The 17,361-nt window shown below is 66.8% G+C and carries 23 protein-coding genes and 1 pseudogene; 12 read left to right on the forward strand and 12 right to left on the reverse strand.

Annotated elements, in window-relative coordinates; translation table 11 throughout:
• Window positions 1–14: 14 nt before the first annotated feature.
• The 4 genes and pseudogenes from arsC to arsH all read left to right on the forward strand — a co-directional run bounded on the left by arsC (window position 15) and on the right by arsH (window position 2,682).
• The gene (gene arsC, locus BMW51_RS15555; RefSeq protein ID WP_093008103.1) at window positions 15–443 is read left to right on the forward strand and encodes an arsenate reductase (glutaredoxin); all 429 of its coding nucleotides are present in this window, start codon (window positions 15–17) and stop codon (window positions 441–443) included.
• On the forward strand, window positions 443–1,510 hold the full coding sequence (gene arsB, locus BMW51_RS15560) for an ACR3 family arsenite efflux transporter (RefSeq protein WP_425441003.1): 1,068 nt from the start codon (window positions 443–445) through the stop codon (window positions 1,508–1,510). Before arsC ends, arsB begins: the two co-directional genes overlap by 1 nt.
• Window positions 1,511–1,530: 20 nt before the next feature.
• A pseudogene (locus BMW51_RS16305) lies at window positions 1,531–1,758 on the forward strand (GNAT family N-acetyltransferase); the annotation flags it as partial.
• Window positions 1,759–1,938: 180 nt separating this feature from the next.
• Window positions 1,939–2,682 (forward strand): arsenical resistance protein ArsH, encoded by a 744-nt coding sequence (gene arsH / locus BMW51_RS15570; protein WP_093008107.1) that lies wholly within the window; start codon window positions 1,939–1,941, stop codon window positions 2,680–2,682.
• A 4-nt stretch (window positions 2,683–2,686) separates the two neighbouring features.
• On the opposite strand, the gene BMW51_RS15575 is transcribed toward arsH, so the two are convergent.
• Window positions 2,687–3,091: a MerR family DNA-binding protein gene (locus tag BMW51_RS15575; protein WP_093008159.1), complete on the reverse strand. Its 405-nt coding sequence runs from the start codon at window positions 3,089–3,091 to the stop codon at window positions 2,687–2,689.
• 65 nt (window positions 3,092–3,156) lie between these two features.
• Here BMW51_RS15575 and BMW51_RS15580 point away from each other — a divergent pair, with 65 nt between their 5' ends.
• Window positions 3,157–3,909, forward strand: a complete 753-nt coding sequence (locus BMW51_RS15580) for a MauE/DoxX family redox-associated membrane protein (RefSeq protein ID WP_093008109.1) — start codon at window positions 3,157–3,159, stop codon at window positions 3,907–3,909.
• Window positions 3,910–4,324: 415 nt separating this feature from the next.
• Window positions 4,325–4,546, forward strand: coding sequence for a hypothetical protein (locus BMW51_RS15590; RefSeq protein WP_058733717.1), 222 nt, complete (start codon window positions 4,325–4,327; stop codon window positions 4,544–4,546).
• Window positions 4,547–4,577: 31 nt separating this feature from the next.
• Here BMW51_RS15590 and BMW51_RS15595 read toward each other — a convergent pair whose 3' ends face one another.
• The 9 genes from BMW51_RS15595 to BMW51_RS15635 form a co-directional block, all read right to left on the reverse strand.
• Entirely contained in the window at window positions 4,578–5,018 is a 441-nt protein-coding gene (locus tag BMW51_RS15595; RefSeq protein ID WP_245708593.1) for a DUF411 domain-containing protein, read from the reverse strand.
• A 59-nt stretch (window positions 5,019–5,077) separates the two neighbouring features.
• Window positions 5,078–5,458, reverse strand: coding sequence for a DUF305 domain-containing protein (locus tag BMW51_RS15600; RefSeq protein WP_093008113.1), 381 nt, complete (start codon window positions 5,456–5,458; stop codon window positions 5,078–5,080).
• 74 nt (window positions 5,459–5,532) lie between these two features.
• Window positions 5,533–6,132, reverse strand: a complete 600-nt coding sequence (locus BMW51_RS15605) for a DUF305 domain-containing protein (protein ID WP_218139406.1) — start codon at window positions 6,130–6,132, stop codon at window positions 5,533–5,535.
• Between the two features lie 47 nt (window positions 6,133–6,179).
• A complete protein-coding gene (locus BMW51_RS15610; protein WP_093008165.1) occupies window positions 6,180–6,917 on the reverse strand; it encodes a PepSY domain-containing protein in 738 nt (245 codons plus the stop codon).
• Entirely contained in the window at window positions 6,908–8,098 is a 1,191-nt protein-coding gene (locus BMW51_RS15615; protein WP_177171719.1) for a copper resistance protein B, read from the reverse strand. The genes BMW51_RS15610 and BMW51_RS15615 overlap by 10 nt, the downstream gene beginning before the upstream one ends.
• A gap of 23 nt (window positions 8,099–8,121) precedes the next feature.
• Window positions 8,122–10,092 (reverse strand): copper resistance system multicopper oxidase, encoded by a 1,971-nt coding sequence (locus BMW51_RS15620; protein WP_093008117.1) that lies wholly within the window; start codon window positions 10,090–10,092, stop codon window positions 8,122–8,124.
• 67 nt (window positions 10,093–10,159) lie between these two features.
• The gene (locus tag BMW51_RS15625; RefSeq protein WP_093008119.1) at window positions 10,160–10,729 is read right to left on the reverse strand and encodes an RNA polymerase sigma factor; all 570 of its coding nucleotides are present in this window, start codon (window positions 10,727–10,729) and stop codon (window positions 10,160–10,162) included.
• Window positions 10,726–11,166: a periplasmic heavy metal sensor gene (locus tag BMW51_RS15630; protein WP_041043253.1), complete on the reverse strand. Its 441-nt coding sequence runs from the start codon at window positions 11,164–11,166 to the stop codon at window positions 10,726–10,728. The genes BMW51_RS15625 and BMW51_RS15630 overlap by 4 nt, the downstream gene beginning before the upstream one ends.
• Window positions 11,163–11,435, reverse strand: a complete 273-nt coding sequence (locus BMW51_RS15635) for a hypothetical protein (RefSeq protein WP_093008121.1) — start codon at window positions 11,433–11,435, stop codon at window positions 11,163–11,165. The genes BMW51_RS15630 and BMW51_RS15635 overlap by 4 nt, the downstream gene beginning before the upstream one ends.
• A 120-nt stretch (window positions 11,436–11,555) precedes the next feature.
• On the opposite strand from BMW51_RS15635, the gene copC reads away from it, so the two are divergent.
• Together copC and copD are read left to right on the forward strand one after the other, a co-directional pair.
• A complete protein-coding gene (gene copC, locus BMW51_RS15640; RefSeq protein WP_093008123.1) occupies window positions 11,556–11,927 on the forward strand; it encodes a copper homeostasis periplasmic binding protein CopC in 372 nt (123 codons plus the stop codon).
• Between the two features lies 1 nt (window position 11,928).
• Window positions 11,929–12,858: a copper homeostasis membrane protein CopD gene (gene copD, locus BMW51_RS15645; protein ID WP_093008125.1), complete on the forward strand. Its 930-nt coding sequence runs from the start codon at window positions 11,929–11,931 to the stop codon at window positions 12,856–12,858.
• 36 nt (window positions 12,859–12,894) lie between these two features.
• Here copD and BMW51_RS15650 read toward each other — a convergent pair whose 3' ends face one another.
• Both BMW51_RS15650 and BMW51_RS15655 read right to left on the reverse strand, forming a co-directional pair.
• Window positions 12,895–13,230: a four-helix bundle copper-binding protein gene (locus BMW51_RS15650; RefSeq protein ID WP_093008127.1), complete on the reverse strand. Its 336-nt coding sequence runs from the start codon at window positions 13,228–13,230 to the stop codon at window positions 12,895–12,897.
• 109 nt (window positions 13,231–13,339) lie between these two features.
• Window positions 13,340–13,762: a MerR family transcriptional regulator gene (locus tag BMW51_RS15655; RefSeq protein WP_093008129.1), complete on the reverse strand. Its 423-nt coding sequence runs from the start codon at window positions 13,760–13,762 to the stop codon at window positions 13,340–13,342.
• A 69-nt stretch (window positions 13,763–13,831) separates the two neighbouring features.
• Here BMW51_RS15655 and BMW51_RS15660 point away from each other — a divergent pair, with 69 nt between their 5' ends.
• From BMW51_RS15660 to BMW51_RS15675, 4 genes are all read left to right on the forward strand, one after another.
• Entirely contained in the window at window positions 13,832–14,452 is a 621-nt protein-coding gene (locus tag BMW51_RS15660) for a cation efflux transmembrane domain-containing protein (RefSeq protein ID WP_093008131.1), read from the forward strand.
• Between the two features lie 101 nt (window positions 14,453–14,553).
• Window positions 14,554–14,886: a hypothetical protein gene (locus BMW51_RS15665; RefSeq protein WP_093008133.1), complete on the forward strand. Its 333-nt coding sequence runs from the start codon at window positions 14,554–14,556 to the stop codon at window positions 14,884–14,886.
• A gap of 51 nt (window positions 14,887–14,937) precedes the next feature.
• A complete protein-coding gene (locus BMW51_RS15670) occupies window positions 14,938–16,200 on the forward strand; it encodes a TolC family protein (RefSeq protein ID WP_093008135.1) in 1,263 nt (420 codons plus the stop codon).
• Window positions 16,197–17,360, forward strand: coding sequence for an efflux RND transporter periplasmic adaptor subunit (locus BMW51_RS15675; protein WP_093008137.1), 1,164 nt, complete (start codon window positions 16,197–16,199; stop codon window positions 17,358–17,360). The genes BMW51_RS15670 and BMW51_RS15675 overlap by 4 nt, the downstream gene beginning before the upstream one ends.
• Window position 17,361 lies beyond the last annotated feature (1 nt).

A 17,361-nucleotide genomic window follows, 5' to 3' on the forward strand; every position in this document is an offset into this window, starting at 1 on the left:
AAGGAAGCTGCGCCGTGGCCGTCGATATCGTCATCTACCACAATCCCGAGTGCGGCACCTCGCGCAACGTGCTGGGCCTGATCCGCAACGCCGGGATCGAGCCGCACGTCGTCGAGTATCTGAAAACGCCGCCCGCGCGCGCGCTGCTGGTCGAGCTGATCGACCGCGCCGGGATCACCCCGCGCGAGCTGCTGCGCGAGAAGGGCACGCCCTACGCCGAGCTGGCGCTGGGCGACGCCTCGCTCTCTGACGACGCGCTGGTGGACGCGATGATGGCGCATCCGGTCCTCATCAACCGGCCGCTGGTCGTCTCGCCCCTGGGCGTGAAGCTCTGCCGTCCCTCCGAAGCGGTGCTCGATCTGCTGCCGCAAGCTCAACGCGGGGCGTTCGCCAAGGAGGATGGCGAGCTGGTCGTAGACGCCTCGGGCGCGCGGGTCGCCTGATGGCGACGCTCGCCTCCGAACAGGTCCGGCCCGGCATCGGGACATTCGAGCGATTTCTGTCGGTTTGGGTGGCGCTGTGCATCGTCACCGGCATCGCCCTCGGCCATGCGCTCCCCGGTCTGTTCGCGTCGATCGCCATGGCCGAAGTCGCTCGCGTCAATCTGGTCGTCGCCGCCCTGATCTGGCTGATGATCGTGCCGATGCTCCTCAAGATCGATTTCGGCGCGCTCGGCTCCGTGCGCCAGCACTGGAAGGGCGTGGGCGTCACCTTGTTCATTAACTGGGCGGTCAAACCGTTCTCGATGGCGGCGCTGGGCGCGCTGTTCATTGGCTGGCTGTTCGCTCCGCTGCTGCCGGCAGGGGAGGGACCATCCTACATTGCCGGGCTGATCCTGCTCGCCGCTGCGCCCTGCACGGCGATGGTGTTCGTCTGGTCCAACCTCTGCGACGGGGAGCCTACCTACACGCTGTCGCAAGTCGCCTTGAACGACGTCCTGATGGTGTTCCTGTTTGCGCCGCTGGTGGCGCTGCTGCTCGGCGTAGCGTCGGTCACGGTGCCGTGGAACACGCTGTTGCTCTCGGTCGTGCTCTACATCGTCGTGCCAGTGATCGTCGCCCAACTGATCCGGCGCGGGATACTGGCGAGTGGGGGGCAACCCGCACTCGATCGACTTCTCGCTCGCCTTGGCCCGGTGTCGCTGGTGGCGCTGCTGGCGACGCTGGTGCTGTTGTTCGGCTTCCAGGGCGCACAGATCCTCGCGCAACCGCTGGTGATTGCGCTGCTCGCCGTCCCCATCCTCATCCAGGTCTATCTCAACGCCGGGCTCGCCTACTGGCTGTCGCGCCGGTTCGGGGTTGCCTGGTGTGTCGCCGCGCCGGCTGCGCTGATCGGCGCGTCCAACTTCTTCGAGCTGGCGGTCGCGGCCGCGATTTCGCTATTCGGCCTCAACTCCGGCGCGGCGCTGGCGACGGTGGTGGGCGTGCTGGTCGAGGTTCCCGTGATGCTTTCTGTCGTGTCGATCGTAAAGCGGTCGCGGGGATGGTATGAGCGGGGCGCGCCCGCGTGAGCCAGACGACGTTCTACGAGGTGCCGCGCGAGGCGTATGACATTCTCCGGGCCGCGCTTGAACAAGCGGGGCTGCCTACATCAGACCTAGAGGAACCCGGCCGGCTGTTCTTCGGCCTGTCCGACGACCGTGGCCTCATCGGCTACATCGGGCTGGAAGGCGATGGGCCGGATCGCCTGCTCCGCTCGCTTGTGATCCTCCCGCACCGTCGCGGTCTTGGGTTGGGACGCAAGCTGGTAACTCACTTGGAACGGTGCGCCGCTGGCGAAGTCGAGCGGCTGCACCTGCTCACCACCACGGCCGCTCCCTTTTCAGGCGAACGGCTACGCCGGCGCCGACCGCGGCGCCGCTCCCCTGGCTATTGCCAGCTCGCGCGAGTTCACCGCGCTCTGCCCCGCCTCGGCCACCTATCTCGTAAAGGCTCTTTAATGCCGCTGCGCCAGCTCCCCGATCCCGACAACCTGCCGGCACTCGAACGCGCCTATGTGCGCGACCGCCCGGCACTCGGCCTGGGCGCGGCCGATCCCGCGCCGCGTATTCTGCTGCTCTACGGTTCGCTGCGCGAGCGGTCGTTCTCGCGCCTGGCGGTCGAGGAAGCGGCGCGGCTGCTCCGCCTGTTCGGGGCGGAAACCCGCATCTTCGACCCCTCCACCTTGCCGTTGCCCGATCAAGTTCAGGGGGACGATCATCCGGCCGTGCGCGAGTTGCGCGAGCTGTCGATGTGGTCGGAAGGCCATGTGTGGTGCTCGCCCGAACGCCACGGCCAGATAACCGGGTTGATGAAAGCGCAGGTCGATCATCTGCCGCTGGAAATGGGCGGAATGCGCCCGACTCAAGGGCGGACGCTCGCCGTCATGCAGGTGTCGGGCGGATCGCAGTCGTTCAACGCGGTCAATACGCTGCGCCTGCTCGGCCGTTGGATGCGAATGTTTACCATCCCCAATCAAAGCTCGGTCGCGATGGCGTGGAAAGAGTTCGACGAGAACGGGCGCATGAAGCCGTCCAGCTACTACGACCGGATTGTGGACGTGATGGAGGAGCTGGTCAGGTTCACGGTGCTGATGCGGCCCCATGCGGTCCAGCTTGTCGATCGCTACTCCGAACGAAAAGCGGCTGGAGTGTCTGTTACACCCGAAACCGATCTGGCGAGTCTTGCCACCGCGGCGGAGTAGCGCGTCAGTCGGCCTCGAACGCCGTCAGGATAGGACACGGGCCATCCGGACCGTCTCCACATTCGCGAGCGAGCCGGCGGAGCGAAATGCGCACCCGCTCAAGCTCCTCGATCTTCGCGTCCAGCGCCGCAATGCGCTCATTGGCGAGCTGGCGCGCACGGGCGCGATCGTCGGTCGCGTCCAGCGCCAGCAACTCGCCGATTTGCTCAAGAGTGAACCCCGCCGCCTGGGCCGAACGAATGAAGCGCAGCCGTCGCACGTCCTCGTTGCCGTAGCGCCGGATGCCGCCGGTCGTGCCGGCTCCGTCCGGCCGATCGGGCGTGTCGAGAAGCCTCCGGCGCTGATAGTAGCGCACCGTCTCGACACCCACGCCGCCCTCGCGCGCGAGCCCCGCGATCGTCATGCCCATCATGCCTTGACTCCGGACCATGGTACGGAGCCTATATAGGCGGGGCGAATAAATCGGAGAAGGACATGGCGACCGCCCCCGCCAAACAGGCGACGATCTACCGCATGGTGATGCCGACGCACACCTGCCCGTACGGCCTGAAGGCCAAGGACCTGCTGCAGCGACGCGGCTACGAGGTTGAAGATCACTGGTTGAGGACGCGCGAGGAAACAGACGCGTTCAAGGCTGAGCACGGGGTTAAAACAACACCGCAGACCTTCATCGGCGGCGAGCGGGTAGGAGGTTATGACGATCTGCGCCGGTTCTTCGGCAAGTCCGTGGCGGACCCCAAGGCAGTGACCTATCGCCCGGTTGCGGTTGTGTTCGCTATGACGGCATTGATGGCGCTGGCGGCCAGCTACGCCGTGCTCGGCACCCCATTCACGGTGCGCGCGGGTGAGTGGTTCATCGCCTTCTCGATGTGTGTGCTGGCGCTGTTGAAGCTCCAGAACGTCGAGAAGTTCGCGACCATGTTCCTCAACTACGACCTGCTCGCGAAGCGCTGGGTGCCATACTCCTACATCTACCCCTACGCGGAAGGCGCGGCGGGCGTGCTGATGGCGGCCGGTGTGTTGACCTGGTTGTCGGTGCCGATCGCGCTGGTGATTGGGACGATCGGAGCGGTCTCGGTCATCAAAGCCGTCTATGTCGACAAGCGCGAGCTGAAATGCGCGTGCGTGGGTGGTGACAGCAATGTGCCGCTCGGCTTCCTGTCGCTGACCGAGAACGTAATGATGGTCGCCATGGCGATCTGGATGATGCTGGGCGTCGCGCACTGATCTAGCGCGGCGGCCCGGCGCAACCTAGAAGGGCCGCATGAGCTTCGGCCGCCTCGTTCGCACGTTTGCGCTGGTCCTGCTGGCCGCGATGCTGCTCGTGCGGATGGGCCCGATGTGCGAGGCTATGGCGCAGGCGGCTCCGCTTACGCAGGCGCATGCCGGCATGGCCGATTGCGATCGCGCGCCGCCCACTCCCGTGAAAAAGGCTCCGCTGGTGGATTGCGTAGGAGCCTGCATCGCAACGGCCCTCGATGTTCACACGTCTCCCGAGCCGCAGCTCGCCGTGCGGACGGACCCGCCCGTACCCGAGTCTCCTACCCTTGTTGGTCGCTCGGGCGGCCCTGCGCCGCCACCTCCCCGAACCGCCTGATCGACGTGGATTCCAATCAATCAGTGCATTCGAGGATAATCATACATGAAGACCATCAAGTTCATCGGCGCGGCCATCGCGCTTGCGCTCGTTCCCGCCACGGCCTTTGCCGCCGCTGACTGCTGCGCGGGGAAGGAGTGCTGCAAGGACGGCGCCGACTGCTGCAAGGACAAGGACGGCGCAAAGAAGGATTGCTGCGCCGACATGAAGGACATGAAGCACGGCGAACATGCCGGCCACGACATGTCGGGCATGCAGAAGAAGTAAGCGGGGAGGGGAGGCGTTCGCGCCTCCCCTTTCAATGGTGGGCGAACACCCTGCGGCCGCTCGGCCCGAACGCGATCACATCATAGGCCTGGGCCTTCATGCCCGGCATTTCCATACCCGGTGAGCCCATCGGCATCCCGGCGACCGCGAGACCCGTGACGCCCTTCGGATGCGTGGCAAGGGCGCGCTTCATGTCAGCAATCGGAACGTGCCCCTCAAAGGTCATACCGTCGATGATGGCGGTGTGACACGAGGCGAGGTCTTGCGGCACGCCGCGTGCCTTCATGAACGCCGCGCGGTTCGCATCGTCCACGACGCGCACGGCGCGGCCAAACTGCGCCTTCACCTGCTTCGCCCATTTCTCGCAACAGGGGCAACCCGGGTCGCGATGCATCAGGACGGGACCCGCGGCGAGGGCCCCCGCAGGAGTAGCGAACGCCAGTGCGGCGGCGAGAAGACGAAAGCGATCCATATCTGCGGTCCTGGGTGGCCGTCCCCCCGCAATGTGACGGGGGGAGGGACGGAAGTCGATTACTGGGCGCGCTTGCCCATCTTACGAAGCATCGCATTCAGTGTCGCGATTTCGCGGTTCTGGCTGGCGATGGTCTTCTGCGCCTCGCGCCGAATTTCCGCGTTCTGGGTGCTCCGGAGCGCCGTCTGCGACATGGCGACCGCGCCGCGGTGATGCTCGATCATCTGGCGGATCCACGTCTCGCCAGCATCGGCACCCTTCGCCGCCATCATGCGCTCGTGCATCTTCATCATATCCGGGCCGTAGGGATCAGCCGCCGTCGGCTGCATCATGCTCGCGTGATTCATGCCCTGGTGGTTCATGCCTTGGTGACCGGCTTGCTGCGCCAGAGCCGGCGAGGCAGCAAGCAGGGCGGCGGTCATGGTCGCGATCATCTTCATCTGGGTTCTCCACGTGGCCCCCGCCCGTGAGGATGATACGCGCCCCGACGCGTCATCCCTCAGGGCGGCCGGATTTACCGGATCGGCTGAAGCGTATTCACGCCGACGCTTTCATCCGTTTCCGGCGGAGGAGGCGCCACCTGCTTGTCGCGGTAAGAGGGGAGGTCGGGGGCATCGTCGGGCGTGGGCTGCGCCTCGAGCCGAGCGATGTAGTGCTTCATCTGCGCGATCTCACGGACCTGAGCGTCGATGATCCCGTCCGCGAGTTTGCGCACCTCGGGGTCTTTGATGTGCGCGCGCTCGCTGGTCATGATCGCGATCGAGTGATGCGGGATCATGGCCTTCATATAGGCGACGTCGCCGACCGTCTCCTGGCTGCGGACAAGCCACAAAGCGCCGGCGAACACCGCGATCGAGGCGGCGACGATGCCGAGATTGGCGCGACGGTTTGGGTACATGCCCCACATGAACCCGATCATGATGATCGCCATCGTGGCACCCATGACGATCGCCATCCACGTCCGGGTCTGGCTGTATTCGACATGGGAGAGCGCATAGGTGTTGAGGTACATGAGGCCGAACATCACGATCGTCGACGTCGCGATCATCGCGGCGAAGCGCCCGTAGCTCATCCCCATACCGCCTTGTTTGGAGCTGGGGTCGTCGTGGTCCATCATGCGCTCTCCTGTGCGGCCCCACCCACTGAAGGATACGCGGCTCTCTAGCGGACCCCTTGGGCTTTTCTGCGGCGTCGACGGGGCCAGCGCATGAAGAGCAGGATCGCACCGGCGACGGCGAACACTAGGCCGCCCGCGGCGAAGGCGTTGAGCCATGGCGTGTTGAACCGTTCGTGCTCGGTCCAATCCATGATGTGGAGGCCCCAAAAGAAGTCGTAGAGCCGCCAGGTGCCGGTTCGCACCGATGTCAGCCGCCCGGTCTCAGCCGCCACGTAGATGCGGGTCCCATCGTCATCGGGAAAAGAGGCCCGCCAGGCGGGGAGGGCACCGCGGTACTCGGTGCTCGGGCGGTCGATCCGCTCGACGACGGGCGCCGAGCCGGGATCGCCGCGATACGCCTGCCTTGCGACCAGCGCTGCGGCCGCGCCGTCGACCGGGGGCAGCGGCTTTGCGGTGCGGGCGTCCAGCAAACGCACCTTGCCGTTGCCAAGCTGGGCTTCGACGATCGGCCGCCCCAGCAGCATCCGGTGCTGAAGCTGACGCACTGGCGCTCCGGCAGATGCGAGAAGGGCAGGGACGGGCGCGAAGTCCTGGGTGGCGATCAGGGCGGGTTCGACGTTCCGGTCGATCCGGTGATCGCCATGCACGGTGTCGATCGGCAGCAGGCTCATGACGAGCCCGCTGGTGAACCAGACGATCGCCTGCGCCCCGATCAGGAGCGCAAGCCAGCGGTGAACCTTGCTTGCCCCGACATGGAGGCGGAGCCGCGGGCTCAGAACCAGGTCCTCACGCCCGCGACGAAGCTGAAGCCACCCGTATTGTCGCCGCGGGCGCGGGTGAAGCGCGCGGTGTCGCCAAACTGCCGCTCCCACGACACGCCGATATAGGGCGCGAACTCGCGCCGGCCCTCGTAGCGAAGCCGAAGCCCGGCCTCGAGGTCCGTGAGCCCGGAGCCGGTGCCGGTTTCAGGCACGTCCTGGGCGGAAAAGTTGGCCTCCACCCTGGGCTGCAGCACGAACCAGTTGGTGATGCGCTGGTCGTAATAGCCCTCCGCGCGGCCAAGCACGTCGCCCTTGTCGGAGAGGAACAATGCGCCCTCCACCTCGAACCAACCGGGGGCCAGCCCCTCGATCCCTACCGTCGCGTAGGTGCGCGAGGGGTTGGGCTTAAAGTCGTAGCGAACGCCGGCTTGGAGGTTCCAATAGGGATCGAGAGCGCGGCTGTAGAGCGCCTGCACCTCGGCCTGTTCGAGCGGCTTGCCGAACGTGCCTTCGCCCTCGCTCTTTAGCGTAAAGCGATTGATGTCGCCCCCGATCCAGGCCTCGCCATCCCAGCGATAGCCGTCGCCACCCTTGCGAGCCTGATATTCGGCGAGATTGAAGAGGATCTGATAGACGGTCATCCCGCCATGCTCGCGGCGTAAATCGTTCTCGCGCGAGCTGGCCATGGCGTCCGCGCCCCAGAAACGATCGGCGAGGTGGTCCCCGGCCGGAGCGGGAGCGGGCTTGTTGCCGGGGGAAAGGTCGGTTCCGACCTTGGCAGCGGACTGATCGCCGGGCATCGCCATGCCCGGCATGGTGCTCATGTCGTGGCCGGCATGCGGGTCCTGGCCCGCATCTGTCGATGCTGCCATGCCCGGCATAGCAGACATAGCGTGCCCGGCGTGCGGGTTCTGGGTGGGCGCAGCCTGCTGCTGACCGCTCATATCCATTCCCTGCATCCCGCTCATGTCGTGCCCGGCATGAGGGTCGGCAGCCTGCGTCTTCGCCGGTTGCGCACGCCGCGGCGCGGTGCGTCGGACGGGGCCCTTACGCTTAGTCGCGGACTTGGCCTCGGCTTTCGCTTTCGGCTTAGCGGCCGGTTTGGCCGCCGGCTTTGCCGGCATGGTCATGCCCGGCATGTTGTGCATGGAATGGTCCATGGTCTGCCCGAATGCGGGTGTCGCAAGGGCGAGCGGCGCCATACCGGCGAGGAGGAGCGCCCGGATCACGCCGCGGCCTCCCCGGCCTTGCGGACCTGGACGACACGCATCATGCCCGCGTGCATGTGGTAGAGCATGTGGCAGTGGAAGGCCCAGTCGCCTTCCTCGCCGGTCACGTCCCAGCTTACCGTTCCTCCCGGCTGCACCAGCACCGTATGCTTTCGGGGCGCGTAGGCGCCCTTGCCGGTCACCAGGTCGAAGAAGTGGCCGTGGATGTGGATCGGATGCCCCATCATCGTGTCGTTGATGAGCGTCACCCGTACCCGCTCGCCGTGAAGCAGCGTGATCGGGTCGGGGTTCTCCGACAGCTTCTCGCCGTCAAAGCCCCACATGTAGCGCTCCATGTTGCCGGTCAGGTGAAGCTTGATCTCCCGTTCCGGTGCGCGCGTGTCCGGGTTGCGGTCGAGCGCCATCAGGTCGCGATAGGTGAGAACGCGGTGCCCGACGTTCTCCAGCCCCTGCCCGGGATCGCCGGTCCGATCGACCGGCATCGGCGAGATGGTCTGCACGCCCGGTCCCTTCTTAACCTCAGGGGCATTGCTGAAATCGCGCATGGAATGGCTCATGCCGCCCATGTCCATCCCGCCCATCTGATCGCCGTTCATCGCCGGCATCGTGCCGGGGCCATGGTCCATACCGGCCATGGCCCCGCCCTGAGCCTGGCCGTGGTCCATGCCTGCCATGCCGCCTGCCGCGGCGCCGGCCGCGACGTGGTTCATTTGGGAATGATCCATACCCGGCATCGCGCCGGTACCTGCGCCATGCCCCATCGCAGCATGGTCCATGCCGGACATCGAACCCGCAGCGCCGCCCATGGCACCATGATTCATGCCGCCGTGGTCCATCGTGCCATGATCCATGCCGCCCATGCCCATGTCCTTCATGGTCGCGAGCGGGCGCTTGCGGAGCGGGGGCACCTCGGCCGCCATGCCCTCGCGCGGAGCGAGCGTCGCGCGGGCCATGCCGGAGCGATCGATGCTCTCACCGACAAGCGTATAGGCGCGCAGGTCGGGCGGGGTGACGATCGCGTCGTAGGTCTCGGCCGGGCCGAACTGGAACTCGTCGATCTCGACCGGGCGCACGTTCAAGCCGTCGGCCGCGACGATCGTCATCGGCAGGCCCGGAATGCGAACGTTGAAGGTGGTCATCGACGAGGCGTTGATGAAGCGCAGCCGTACCCGCTCGCCGGGGCGGAACAGCGCGGTCCAATTGTCCTTGGGGCCGTAGCCGTTGACCAGGTAGGTGTAGACCGAGCCCGTGACGTCGGCGACGTCGGCAGGGTCCATCCGCATCTTGCCCCACTCCAACCGCTCTTTCAGCGACTGATCCTTGCCGGCGAGAAGCCCGGCCAGGGTCTGGCGCTGGCGATTGAAGTAGCCCGACTCCTTCTTCAGCCGATCGAAGAGGTAGTGCGGGTGATGAAAGCTGTGGTCGGACAGCACGATCACATGCTCGCGATCGAACTGCACGGGGTCGGGGTTCTTCGGGTCGATCAGGATCGGGCCGTAATGCCCCTCCTGCTCCTGAAGCCCGGAATGGCTGTGATACCAGTACGTCCCGCTCTGGATGATCGGGAACTCGTAGGTGAAGGTCGACCGCGCCGGAATGCCGGGGAAGGCGATCCCGGGCACCCCGTCCATCTGGAAGGGGAGCAGCAGACCGTGCCAGTGGATCGAGGTTTCCTCGTCGAGCTCGTTGACGACGTGGAGCCGGACGTTCTGTCCCTCACGCAGGCGGATGAGCGGAGCGGGCACGGTGCCGTTGATGCCGATGGCGTGGCTCTGGCGCCCGTCGATCATCATCATCTGATGCGCGACCTTGAGCGTGATGTCCTCGCCCGACACCGTAGGCAACGGCTTGGCGATGCCGGCGGAGACGGGCTGTGCCCATGCCGGCATATAGGCCGACAAGGCGAGGCCACCTCCTGCCAGACTGGCACCGCGCAGCACTTGGCGGCGGTCGAAAACGCGCGACATGCAAGCTCCTAAGAATGGGGCCGTGAAAGGGCCGTCGCTTCTTCTACGCGGCCGATCAGTCCAGCCCTCAGCGGTTCCCGAGTTTTTCGAGCAGCCGCGCCCGCGCGCGATACAGGCGGGTTTCGACCGCCTTCTGGCTGATCCCCAGCACCTCGGCCGTCTCGGCCTGGCTCAGGCCTTCGATCGTCCGAAGTACCAAAGGCTCCTTCAGGTTCGCGGGCAAGGTCGAGATGGCGCGGGTCACACGATCGAGTTCCTGCCGATCGCCGGCTGCGTCGTCGATTGGCACCTGTTCGTCGACGATGCTCTGGACCTGTTCGTCGTTCGGCAGCGCGAACGACAGAAACCGGCGTACGGCACGCTTGCGCGCCCAATCGCGGCATTTGTTGACGGCGATGGTCGTGAGCCACGCCTGCATCGAGCGGTTGGGATCGTAGCGCGACAATGCCTGATGTGCGGCCACGAACGCTTCCTGGGTCACGTCCAGCGCGTCGTCGGCATCGCCGAGGAACGCGCGCGAAAGCCGGAACATCGGCTGCCGATAGCGTCGCACGATCTCGGCGAAAGCGGCTTGTCGGCCGGCGATGCTGAGCGTCGCCAGTTCGCCATCCGACAACGCGTTCCAATCGAGGCTCATCCCTGGCCGTCGGTGAGCGCCTTCACCACCGCGTCATCGAATTGAGAGGTCTGATCGGGCCGGAGGAGCTGACGCATGGCGAAGATGTGCGCCAACGTCGCCTTCTGCAGCTCGCCCATCGCGGCATGGCTTTGGTCGACCGCCGCGGCCACCCGCGGACCATTGCCATGCTCGGCCTCGATCGCCTCGGCAAGGCGGGCATTGGCGGCACGCATCTCCAGCTCGAGGGCGCGGCGTTGCACCGCGAACCGGTCTTCGAGCACCTTCAATCGGGCCTGCTGGTCGCCATCGAGCGCGAGCTTGTGGTGCAGCACCTCGTGGAGCGCCGCACCGGGTTGCTTGGGCTGCGGCAGCAGCGCGCGCCCGATAAAGACACCACCAATCGCTGCCAGGAAGGCGAGCAAGGCGCACAGGACAACCCGCTTGGTCGAGGTCATGGCTCGCCGATCAGTAACGCGGAAGGAGCGAGGGGGGAGGCTCCGCCGAGCGGCGCGAGCGAGACAGCAGGGCTTGCCGTCGCGGGCAGCTCGGCGCCCACGATCCCGATACCGAGCGCCGCGGCGGTTATCACACCGATCCCGAGCCCGGCCCCGCGCACGGCGGGGCGGCTGCCGATCCGTGCGAGGATCTGGTCCTCGATACCCTCCAACGCGGCCGGGGCGGGTGCGCCCGCTAGTCGCGCCAATGCTCTGTCTAGATCGTCCATGCTTTCCACTCCGCCCCTCTATCACCGGATACGCATCGCTGCCCATCATCCCTCAACCGCTGGTGAGGGGTCGGGCAGCGCGCCGCGTAGAAGGGTGCACGAACCTCGTCGGAGTACCTCATGCGTAGTCTCGCCCTTCCTGCCGCCCTCGCTCTCCTGAGCCTCGCCAGTGCGGCGCAGGCTCACCCGAAGCTCGTTGTGGCCTCACCCGCGCCCAACGCGACCGTTGCCAAGCCCGCGCGTGTCGCTTTGCAGTTCAGCGAGAAGCTGATGCCGAAATTCTCTGGCGCGGACCTGATGATGACAGGCCATGGCGGCGCCACGCACCCGCCGATGAAGGTTGCAGCCACCACCCAGGTTGCACCCGACGGTCGAACGCTGGTCGTGGTGCCCAAGTCGCCGCTCGGTGCGGGCCGCTACAGCGTCGCATGGCACGTCGTCTCGGCCGACACGCATCGGGTGTCAGGCAATTTCGCCTTCGCGGTGAAGTAAGGTGGACGCCGCCTGGCCGCTGATCGGGGTCCGCTTCGCGCTCTATGCGACGTTGAGCGGGCTGTTCGGCCTGTCGGCGTTCAGCCTCTACGGGCTCAAGGCCGGGGAGCGCGCAGACGCACTCGCCTTGCGCCCGTGGCTGGTGGGGACCGGGCTGCTTGGGCTCGTCTTCTCCGGCATCGCGCTCGTCCTGCTCGCCGCGGCAATGGCCGGTGCACCGGCGTGGCCGATCGATCGGGAAGCGATCGGGATGCTGCTTACCGGGTCCGCAATGGGCACGGCATGGGAGGCGCGCATGGTCGCGCTGATCGTTGCCGTGATCGCCGCGCTGATCGCGGCGGGACGCACTGCGCCGCTCGGCCTAGTGGCGCTCGCGGCGGGCCTTGCGCTCGCGACGCTCGCCTGGACGGGTCATGGCGCGATGGATGAAGGCGCGACAGGCTGGGTCCATCTGGTCGCCGACATTCTGCACCTGTTGGCGGCCGGAACCTGGGTCGGCGCACTGCTCGGTTTGACGCTGCTCGTGGTGCGGCCAGCAGTTCGCGTCGATGTCGCGCATCTCCGACTAACCCATGGCGCACTGCACGGCTTCGGTCTGGTCGGCACGGTCGTGGTCGGCACGATCGTTGTGACGGGCCTGGTCAATGGCTGGCTGCTGGTCGGTGCCGGCAATCTACCGAGACTTCTCACCACCCTCTACGGCCAGCTCCTCCTCGCCAAGCTGGCATTGTTCGGCACGATGCTGGGGCTGGCCTCCCTCAACCGTTTTCGGCTGACGCCGGCGTTCGAGCGCTCGGTTGCTATGGGCGATCATCGGGCCGCGCTCGCTGCTCTGCGACGCAGTCTCGCAATCGAGACGAGCTGTGCGGTCACGATCCTCGCGCTGGTCGCCTGGCTGGGGATGCTCGAGCCCCCCGCAACGGCGATGTGAGGAGCGGGCGGCCGATCGCCACCCGCCCATCACCGATCAGGCGGCCATCTTCTCGCATGCGTCGGCACATTGCTCACAGGCGGCAACGCAATCTTCCATGCCGTCGAGCCCGCGGCAGCTCTCTGCGCAGGCGCGGCAGATCTGGGCACAGCTGCCGCATACGAGCTTATGCTGGTCGGACCCGCGCGCCATGAACTCGAGCGAGGTGGCGCAAATTTGCGCGCAATCGAGCATGATCTTGATGTGGTCGGGCGCGGCATGTGCGCCGCCCACCTGAAGGCAGTGCTGGGTGGTCATCGACAGGCAGGTGACGTGGCAGTGGTGGCAGGCGTCCATGCAAGCCTGCATCTCGGCGCTCATATGATCGTGCATCGGTGATCTCCGCGTGAGCCCCCGCTCATGAGGGACTACGCGCCCCGTCGCGTTCGCCCTCAAGACGATATCGATCAGTCGATGCGGTGAACGGCGCACGTTAACCCGTTCACTTTTCTCGCTTGTCAGTGATGGGACTTGGCGCGAACGCCTCGAGAATGCGGCACTCCGCCATCGTACCGCCGGCGCAGCTCGCGATCGCGCCAGCCAGCTCGCGACGGAGCGCGGTCAGGTCCGCGATCTTGCGATCGATCTCTTCCAGGTGATGCGTGGCGAGCTTGTCGACGGTGCCGCAATCGCGATCGCGCTGCGCGGCCAGGTCCAATAGCGCTCGCACCTCGTCGAGGGAGAAGCCGAGATCACGCGTGCGGCGGATGAAGCGTAGTCGCTCCAGATCCTCCGGACGATAAGAGCGATAATTTCCATCCGTTCGCGCAGGGGGATCAATGAGACCAGCACGCTCATAATAGCGAACGGTCTCAACCTTCGTACCCGTTGCGGCCGCGAGCTTGCCGATCGTCAGTGCATTCATCTCTTGACCCTGTACCAACTACAGGGTCCATATAGGGTGTCGCATCGAATACTCGAAGGGCGACGACGCATGGCCTGCAGCGATTGCTGCTCAGTTCCGGATCGGAGTGCGATCAACGATCCCGCGTACCGTCGCGCCCTCTGGATCGTCATTCTGCTCAACCTGGGTTTCGGCCTCATCGAGATCGTCGGCGGGTTTGTCGCCGATAGTCAGGCGCTCAAGGCCGATGCCCTCGACTTCATCGGCGACGGCACGATCTCGCTGTTCGGCCTGATCGCGCTCGGCTGGACCGCGCAGGCCCGGTCGAGGATCGCGCTCGCACAGGGCCTCTTTCTCGGCGCGCTCGGCCTGGGGGTGATCGGCTTTGCGGTTTGGCGGGCGATCAACGCCGTGGCCCCCGAAGCCGACCTGATGGGTGGCATCGGAGTCGTGGCGCTGATCGTCAATGTCAGCGCCGCGCTTGTCCTCTCCCGCTTCCGTGAGGGTGATGCCAACGTGCGCGCGATTTGGCTGTTCAGCCGCAACGACGCACTCGCGAATATAGCGGTGATCGTAGCCGCAGGCTTGGTCGCATGGACGGGCAAGGCGTGGCCGGACCTCGCCGTGGCTGGCGTCATCGCGCTGCTTTTTCTCCACTCCGCTTGGGAGATTACACGCGGTGCCTTGGCTGAGATGGGCAAGCGAGCATGACAGCCCTCTATCGGATATCGAGCGTCCTTGGAAAAAGGCGAACGGCCGCTTCCCGTCGCGCGAGGTTACGCAGCAACCGCAGCGTGCTAGGAAGTCGGCGGATGCAAAAGCTGCTGCCCTTCCTGGTCTGCCTGACAGTGGTGCTCACCGCTTGGACAGGCATGGCACACGCAGCAGAAAGCGTGCGGTGTCTCGAGGTCGTGCAGGTAGATGCTGCCATGCCTATGGCCGGGGACTGCGACGAGGTGCCGGCGGATGCTGACAAGGGCTATCCTCATCACCACGCCGCCTGTCACGGCCACCACGTAGCTGCACCGACCCAGAGCAGCGTCGCCATCGCTCCCGTCGAGCGCTTCGCCGACTTCACGAGCCCCACCGCACCCCTATGGCTCGCATATCAGAGCGATCCGGCGCTGCGACCGCCGCAGGCCTGACGACGCGCGGGCGCGCATGCGCCCGGACCCCGTTCGTCAGGAGCATTGAACATGAAACGCATGATGGCGGCCGTCCTGGCCGCAACGGCCTGTGCGACGATCACGTCGGCACAGGCACAGGACAGGGAGGCATCGGCACCGTCGCTGAGCCTCGACGAGGCGCTTGCCGCGGCAGGCGCCGTATCACCCGCGATCGAAGCCTCGCAGTCCGGGATCAAGGCGGCCGAGGCGCAACGCGCTGTCGCGGGCCTGCGGCCAAACCCTTCACTCGATGCCATGACCGAGAATGTCGCCGGTACCGGCATGTACCGGGGCCTGCGCTCGTCCGAGACGACGGTCGGGCTCTCCCTGCCGCTCGAACTCGGTGGCAAGCGATCGGCCCGGGTGGCCGTCGCCAACGCCCAGCTCGATCGCGCCTCGCTCGATGCGGCGATCACCCAGGCCGATCTCCGGCTGCGAGTGACGCAGGCCTATAACGATGCCGTTGCCGCCCAGCGCCGGGCCACGAATGCCCGCGAGCAGGTCGGGATCGCAGCCGAGGTACTGCGCGCCGCCCGCGTCCGCGTCGCCGCAGGGCGCGCTTCGCCGCTCGAAGAGCAGCGCGCCGACGTCGCCCGGCTGAACGCCGACGGCGCAGCCGAACGGGCGGACCGCTCGGCACAGGTGGCGCTCGGCAATCTCGCTCGCCTGATCGGACGCGGCGCGAGCACGCTCGACGCGGCTTGGTTTGCGCGGATCGAGGGGGCAGGGCCACGGCTGCCCGTTCGCAGCGAAGGCACGCTGGCCGCTGCGGCCGCACAAGCGGACCTCTCCACGGCCACGGCGCAGGTCCGGCTCGCCAGGAGCCAGCGCGTACCCGACGTGACGGTCAGCGCATCGGCGCGGCGCCTGGAAGCGACCAACGACACGGCTGCCGTGTTCGGTGTGTCCGTGCCGCTGCCACTGTTCAACAACGGCCGCGCCGCGGTCGATCTCGCCTCGGCTCAGCGCCAACAAGCGGATGCACAGCGCCGTGTCGCGCTGCTCGACGCCGAACAGGCGATCGCTTTGGCTGAGGCCGACGTCGCCAATGCCGCGACCACTGCGCGCAACGCCACGGGGCCGACGCTCGCTGCGGCGCAGGAAGCCGCGCGGATCGCTCGCATCGGCTATCGCGAAGGCAAGTTCGGGCAGTTGGATCTCCTCGAGGCGGAGCGCACGCTCGCCGATACCCGCGCGGCCGCGATCGACGCGCTCGCCGCCTACCATGACGCACAGGCCCGGCTGGAACGGCTCGCCGCCCCGGCGCCTACCGACGCGAAGGACGCACGATGAAGAACAACCACGCGCGGATGCTGCTTTCCGCACTGCTCCCGCTCGCCCTCGTCGCGTGCGGCGGTGGTGAGAAGAAGGCCGACGACATGGCCGGTATGGAGGGGATGGAAAAGGGTGAAGGCGCCGAGAAGAAGGCCGACAAGGACGCGGTGACGCTCTCCGCCAGGCAGATCGCCGATGCCGGCATCGAGGTCGCCCGGCCGACGGTGGGCGGCGTGGCGGGCGCGATCGAGCTACCCGCGCTCGTTCAGGGTGACCCGCAGGGCGTCCAAGTGGTCTCGGCAACGATCGGCGGTCGTCTAGTCGCGCTCACTCGCAACCTTGGCCAGTCCGTCCGGCAAGGCGACCCCATCGCGGTGATCGAGAGCCGCGAAGCCGCCTCGCTGAAAGCGGAGGTGGAAGCCGCCCGCGCGCGCGCCGCGCTCGCGCAATCGAACCTCCGGCGCGAGCAGCGACTGTTCGCCGAGCGCGTGTCGCCCGAGCAGGATCTGGTGGCGGCCCGCACCGCGGCGACCGAAGCGAACATCGCGCTGCGCCTGGCGCAGCAGCAACTCGGCGCGACGGGGGGCGGGGGTGGTGCGCTCAATCGCATCGCCATGCGTTCGCCGATCTCGGGCCAAGTGATCGCGCGTCCAGCGGTGCTCGGCCAGACCGTCGACGCGAATGCCGAACTGTACCGGGTGGCGAACCTCTCACGCGTCACGATCGCGGCCTCGGTGTCGCCGGCGGACGCGGGTCGGATCCGGCCAGGCACCCACGTCGAGGTGACCGCTGCCGGTCGCCGGCAGGAAGGCCGCGTGTCGTTCGTGTCGCCGGCGCTCGACGAGAGCACCCGTCTCGTTCAGGTCATCGCCACGCTCGACAATGGCGGGGGCACATGGCGCGTGGGTGAGCCGGTAACGGCGAGCTTCATGCTGCCCGCAACCGGGGACCGCAGCATCGCGGTGCCGTCGACGGCAGTGCAGAGCGTCGAGAACCGCACGGTCGTCTTCGTCCGAACGCCGAACGGCTTCCGCGCGGTGCCCGTCACGGCAGGCCGACGCAACGGCGACCAGGTCATCATCAGCTCCGGCCTCACCGGCCAGGAGCGGATCGCTACCACGAACTCGTTCACCCTGAAGGCCGAACTCGGCAAGGGTGGCGAGATGGACATGGACTGAG

The organism is Sphingomonas palmae, assembly GCF_900109565.1.
Lineage (GTDB): Bacteria > Pseudomonadota > Alphaproteobacteria > Sphingomonadales > Sphingomonadaceae > Sphingomonas > Sphingomonas palmae.

What these genes read in the sequence shown, in the direction of transcription:
- arsB (WP_425441003.1), top strand. Translation starts at nt 443, where the DNA reads ATGGCGACGCTCGCCTCCGAACAGGTCCGGCCCGGCATCGGGACATTC.
- arsH (WP_093008107.1), top strand. Translation starts at nt 1,939, where the DNA reads ATGCCGCTGCGCCAGCTCCCCGATCCCGACAACCTGCCGGCACTCGAA.
- BMW51_RS15575 (WP_093008159.1), bottom strand. Translation starts at nt 3,091, where the DNA reads ATGGGCATGACGATCGCGGGGCTCGCGCGCGAGGGCGGCGTGGGTGTC.
- BMW51_RS15580 (WP_093008109.1), top strand. Translation starts at nt 3,157, where the DNA reads ATGGCGACCGCCCCCGCCAAACAGGCGACGATCTACCGCATGGTGATG.
- BMW51_RS15590 (WP_058733717.1), top strand. Translation starts at nt 4,325, where the DNA reads ATGAAGACCATCAAGTTCATCGGCGCGGCCATCGCGCTTGCGCTCGTT.
- BMW51_RS15595 (WP_245708593.1), bottom strand. Translation starts at nt 5,018, where the DNA reads ATGGATCGCTTTCGTCTTCTCGCCGCCGCACTGGCGTTCGCTACTCCT.
- BMW51_RS15600 (WP_093008113.1), bottom strand. Translation starts at nt 5,458, where the DNA reads ATGAAGATGATCGCGACCATGACCGCCGCCCTGCTTGCTGCCTCGCCG.
- BMW51_RS15605 (WP_218139406.1), bottom strand. Translation starts at nt 6,132, where the DNA reads ATGGACCACGACGACCCCAGCTCCAAACAAGGCGGTATGGGGATGAGC.
- BMW51_RS15615 (WP_177171719.1), bottom strand. Translation starts at nt 8,098, where the DNA reads ATGGCGCCGCTCGCCCTTGCGACACCCGCATTCGGGCAGACCATGGAC.
- BMW51_RS15620 (WP_093008117.1), bottom strand. Translation starts at nt 10,092, where the DNA reads ATGTCGCGCGTTTTCGACCGCCGCCAAGTGCTGCGCGGTGCCAGTCTG.
- BMW51_RS15625 (WP_093008119.1), bottom strand. Translation starts at nt 10,729, where the DNA reads ATGAGCCTCGATTGGAACGCGTTGTCGGATGGCGAACTGGCGACGCTC.
- BMW51_RS15630 (WP_041043253.1), bottom strand. Translation starts at nt 11,166, where the DNA reads ATGACCTCGACCAAGCGGGTTGTCCTGTGCGCCTTGCTCGCCTTCCTG.
- BMW51_RS15635 (WP_093008121.1), bottom strand. Translation starts at nt 11,435, where the DNA reads ATGGACGATCTAGACAGAGCATTGGCGCGACTAGCGGGCGCACCCGCC.
- copC (WP_093008123.1), top strand. Translation starts at nt 11,556, where the DNA reads ATGCGTAGTCTCGCCCTTCCTGCCGCCCTCGCTCTCCTGAGCCTCGCC.
- BMW51_RS15650 (WP_093008127.1), bottom strand. Translation starts at nt 13,230, where the DNA reads ATGCACGATCATATGAGCGCCGAGATGCAGGCTTGCATGGACGCCTGC.
- BMW51_RS15655 (WP_093008129.1), bottom strand. Translation starts at nt 13,762, where the DNA reads ATGAATGCACTGACGATCGGCAAGCTCGCGGCCGCAACGGGTACGAAG.
- BMW51_RS15660 (WP_093008131.1), top strand. Translation starts at nt 13,832, where the DNA reads ATGGCCTGCAGCGATTGCTGCTCAGTTCCGGATCGGAGTGCGATCAAC.
- BMW51_RS15665 (WP_093008133.1), top strand. Translation starts at nt 14,554, where the DNA reads ATGCAAAAGCTGCTGCCCTTCCTGGTCTGCCTGACAGTGGTGCTCACC.
- BMW51_RS15670 (WP_093008135.1), top strand. Translation starts at nt 14,938, where the DNA reads ATGAAACGCATGATGGCGGCCGTCCTGGCCGCAACGGCCTGTGCGACG.
- BMW51_RS15675 (WP_093008137.1), top strand. Translation starts at nt 16,197, where the DNA reads ATGAAGAACAACCACGCGCGGATGCTGCTTTCCGCACTGCTCCCGCTC.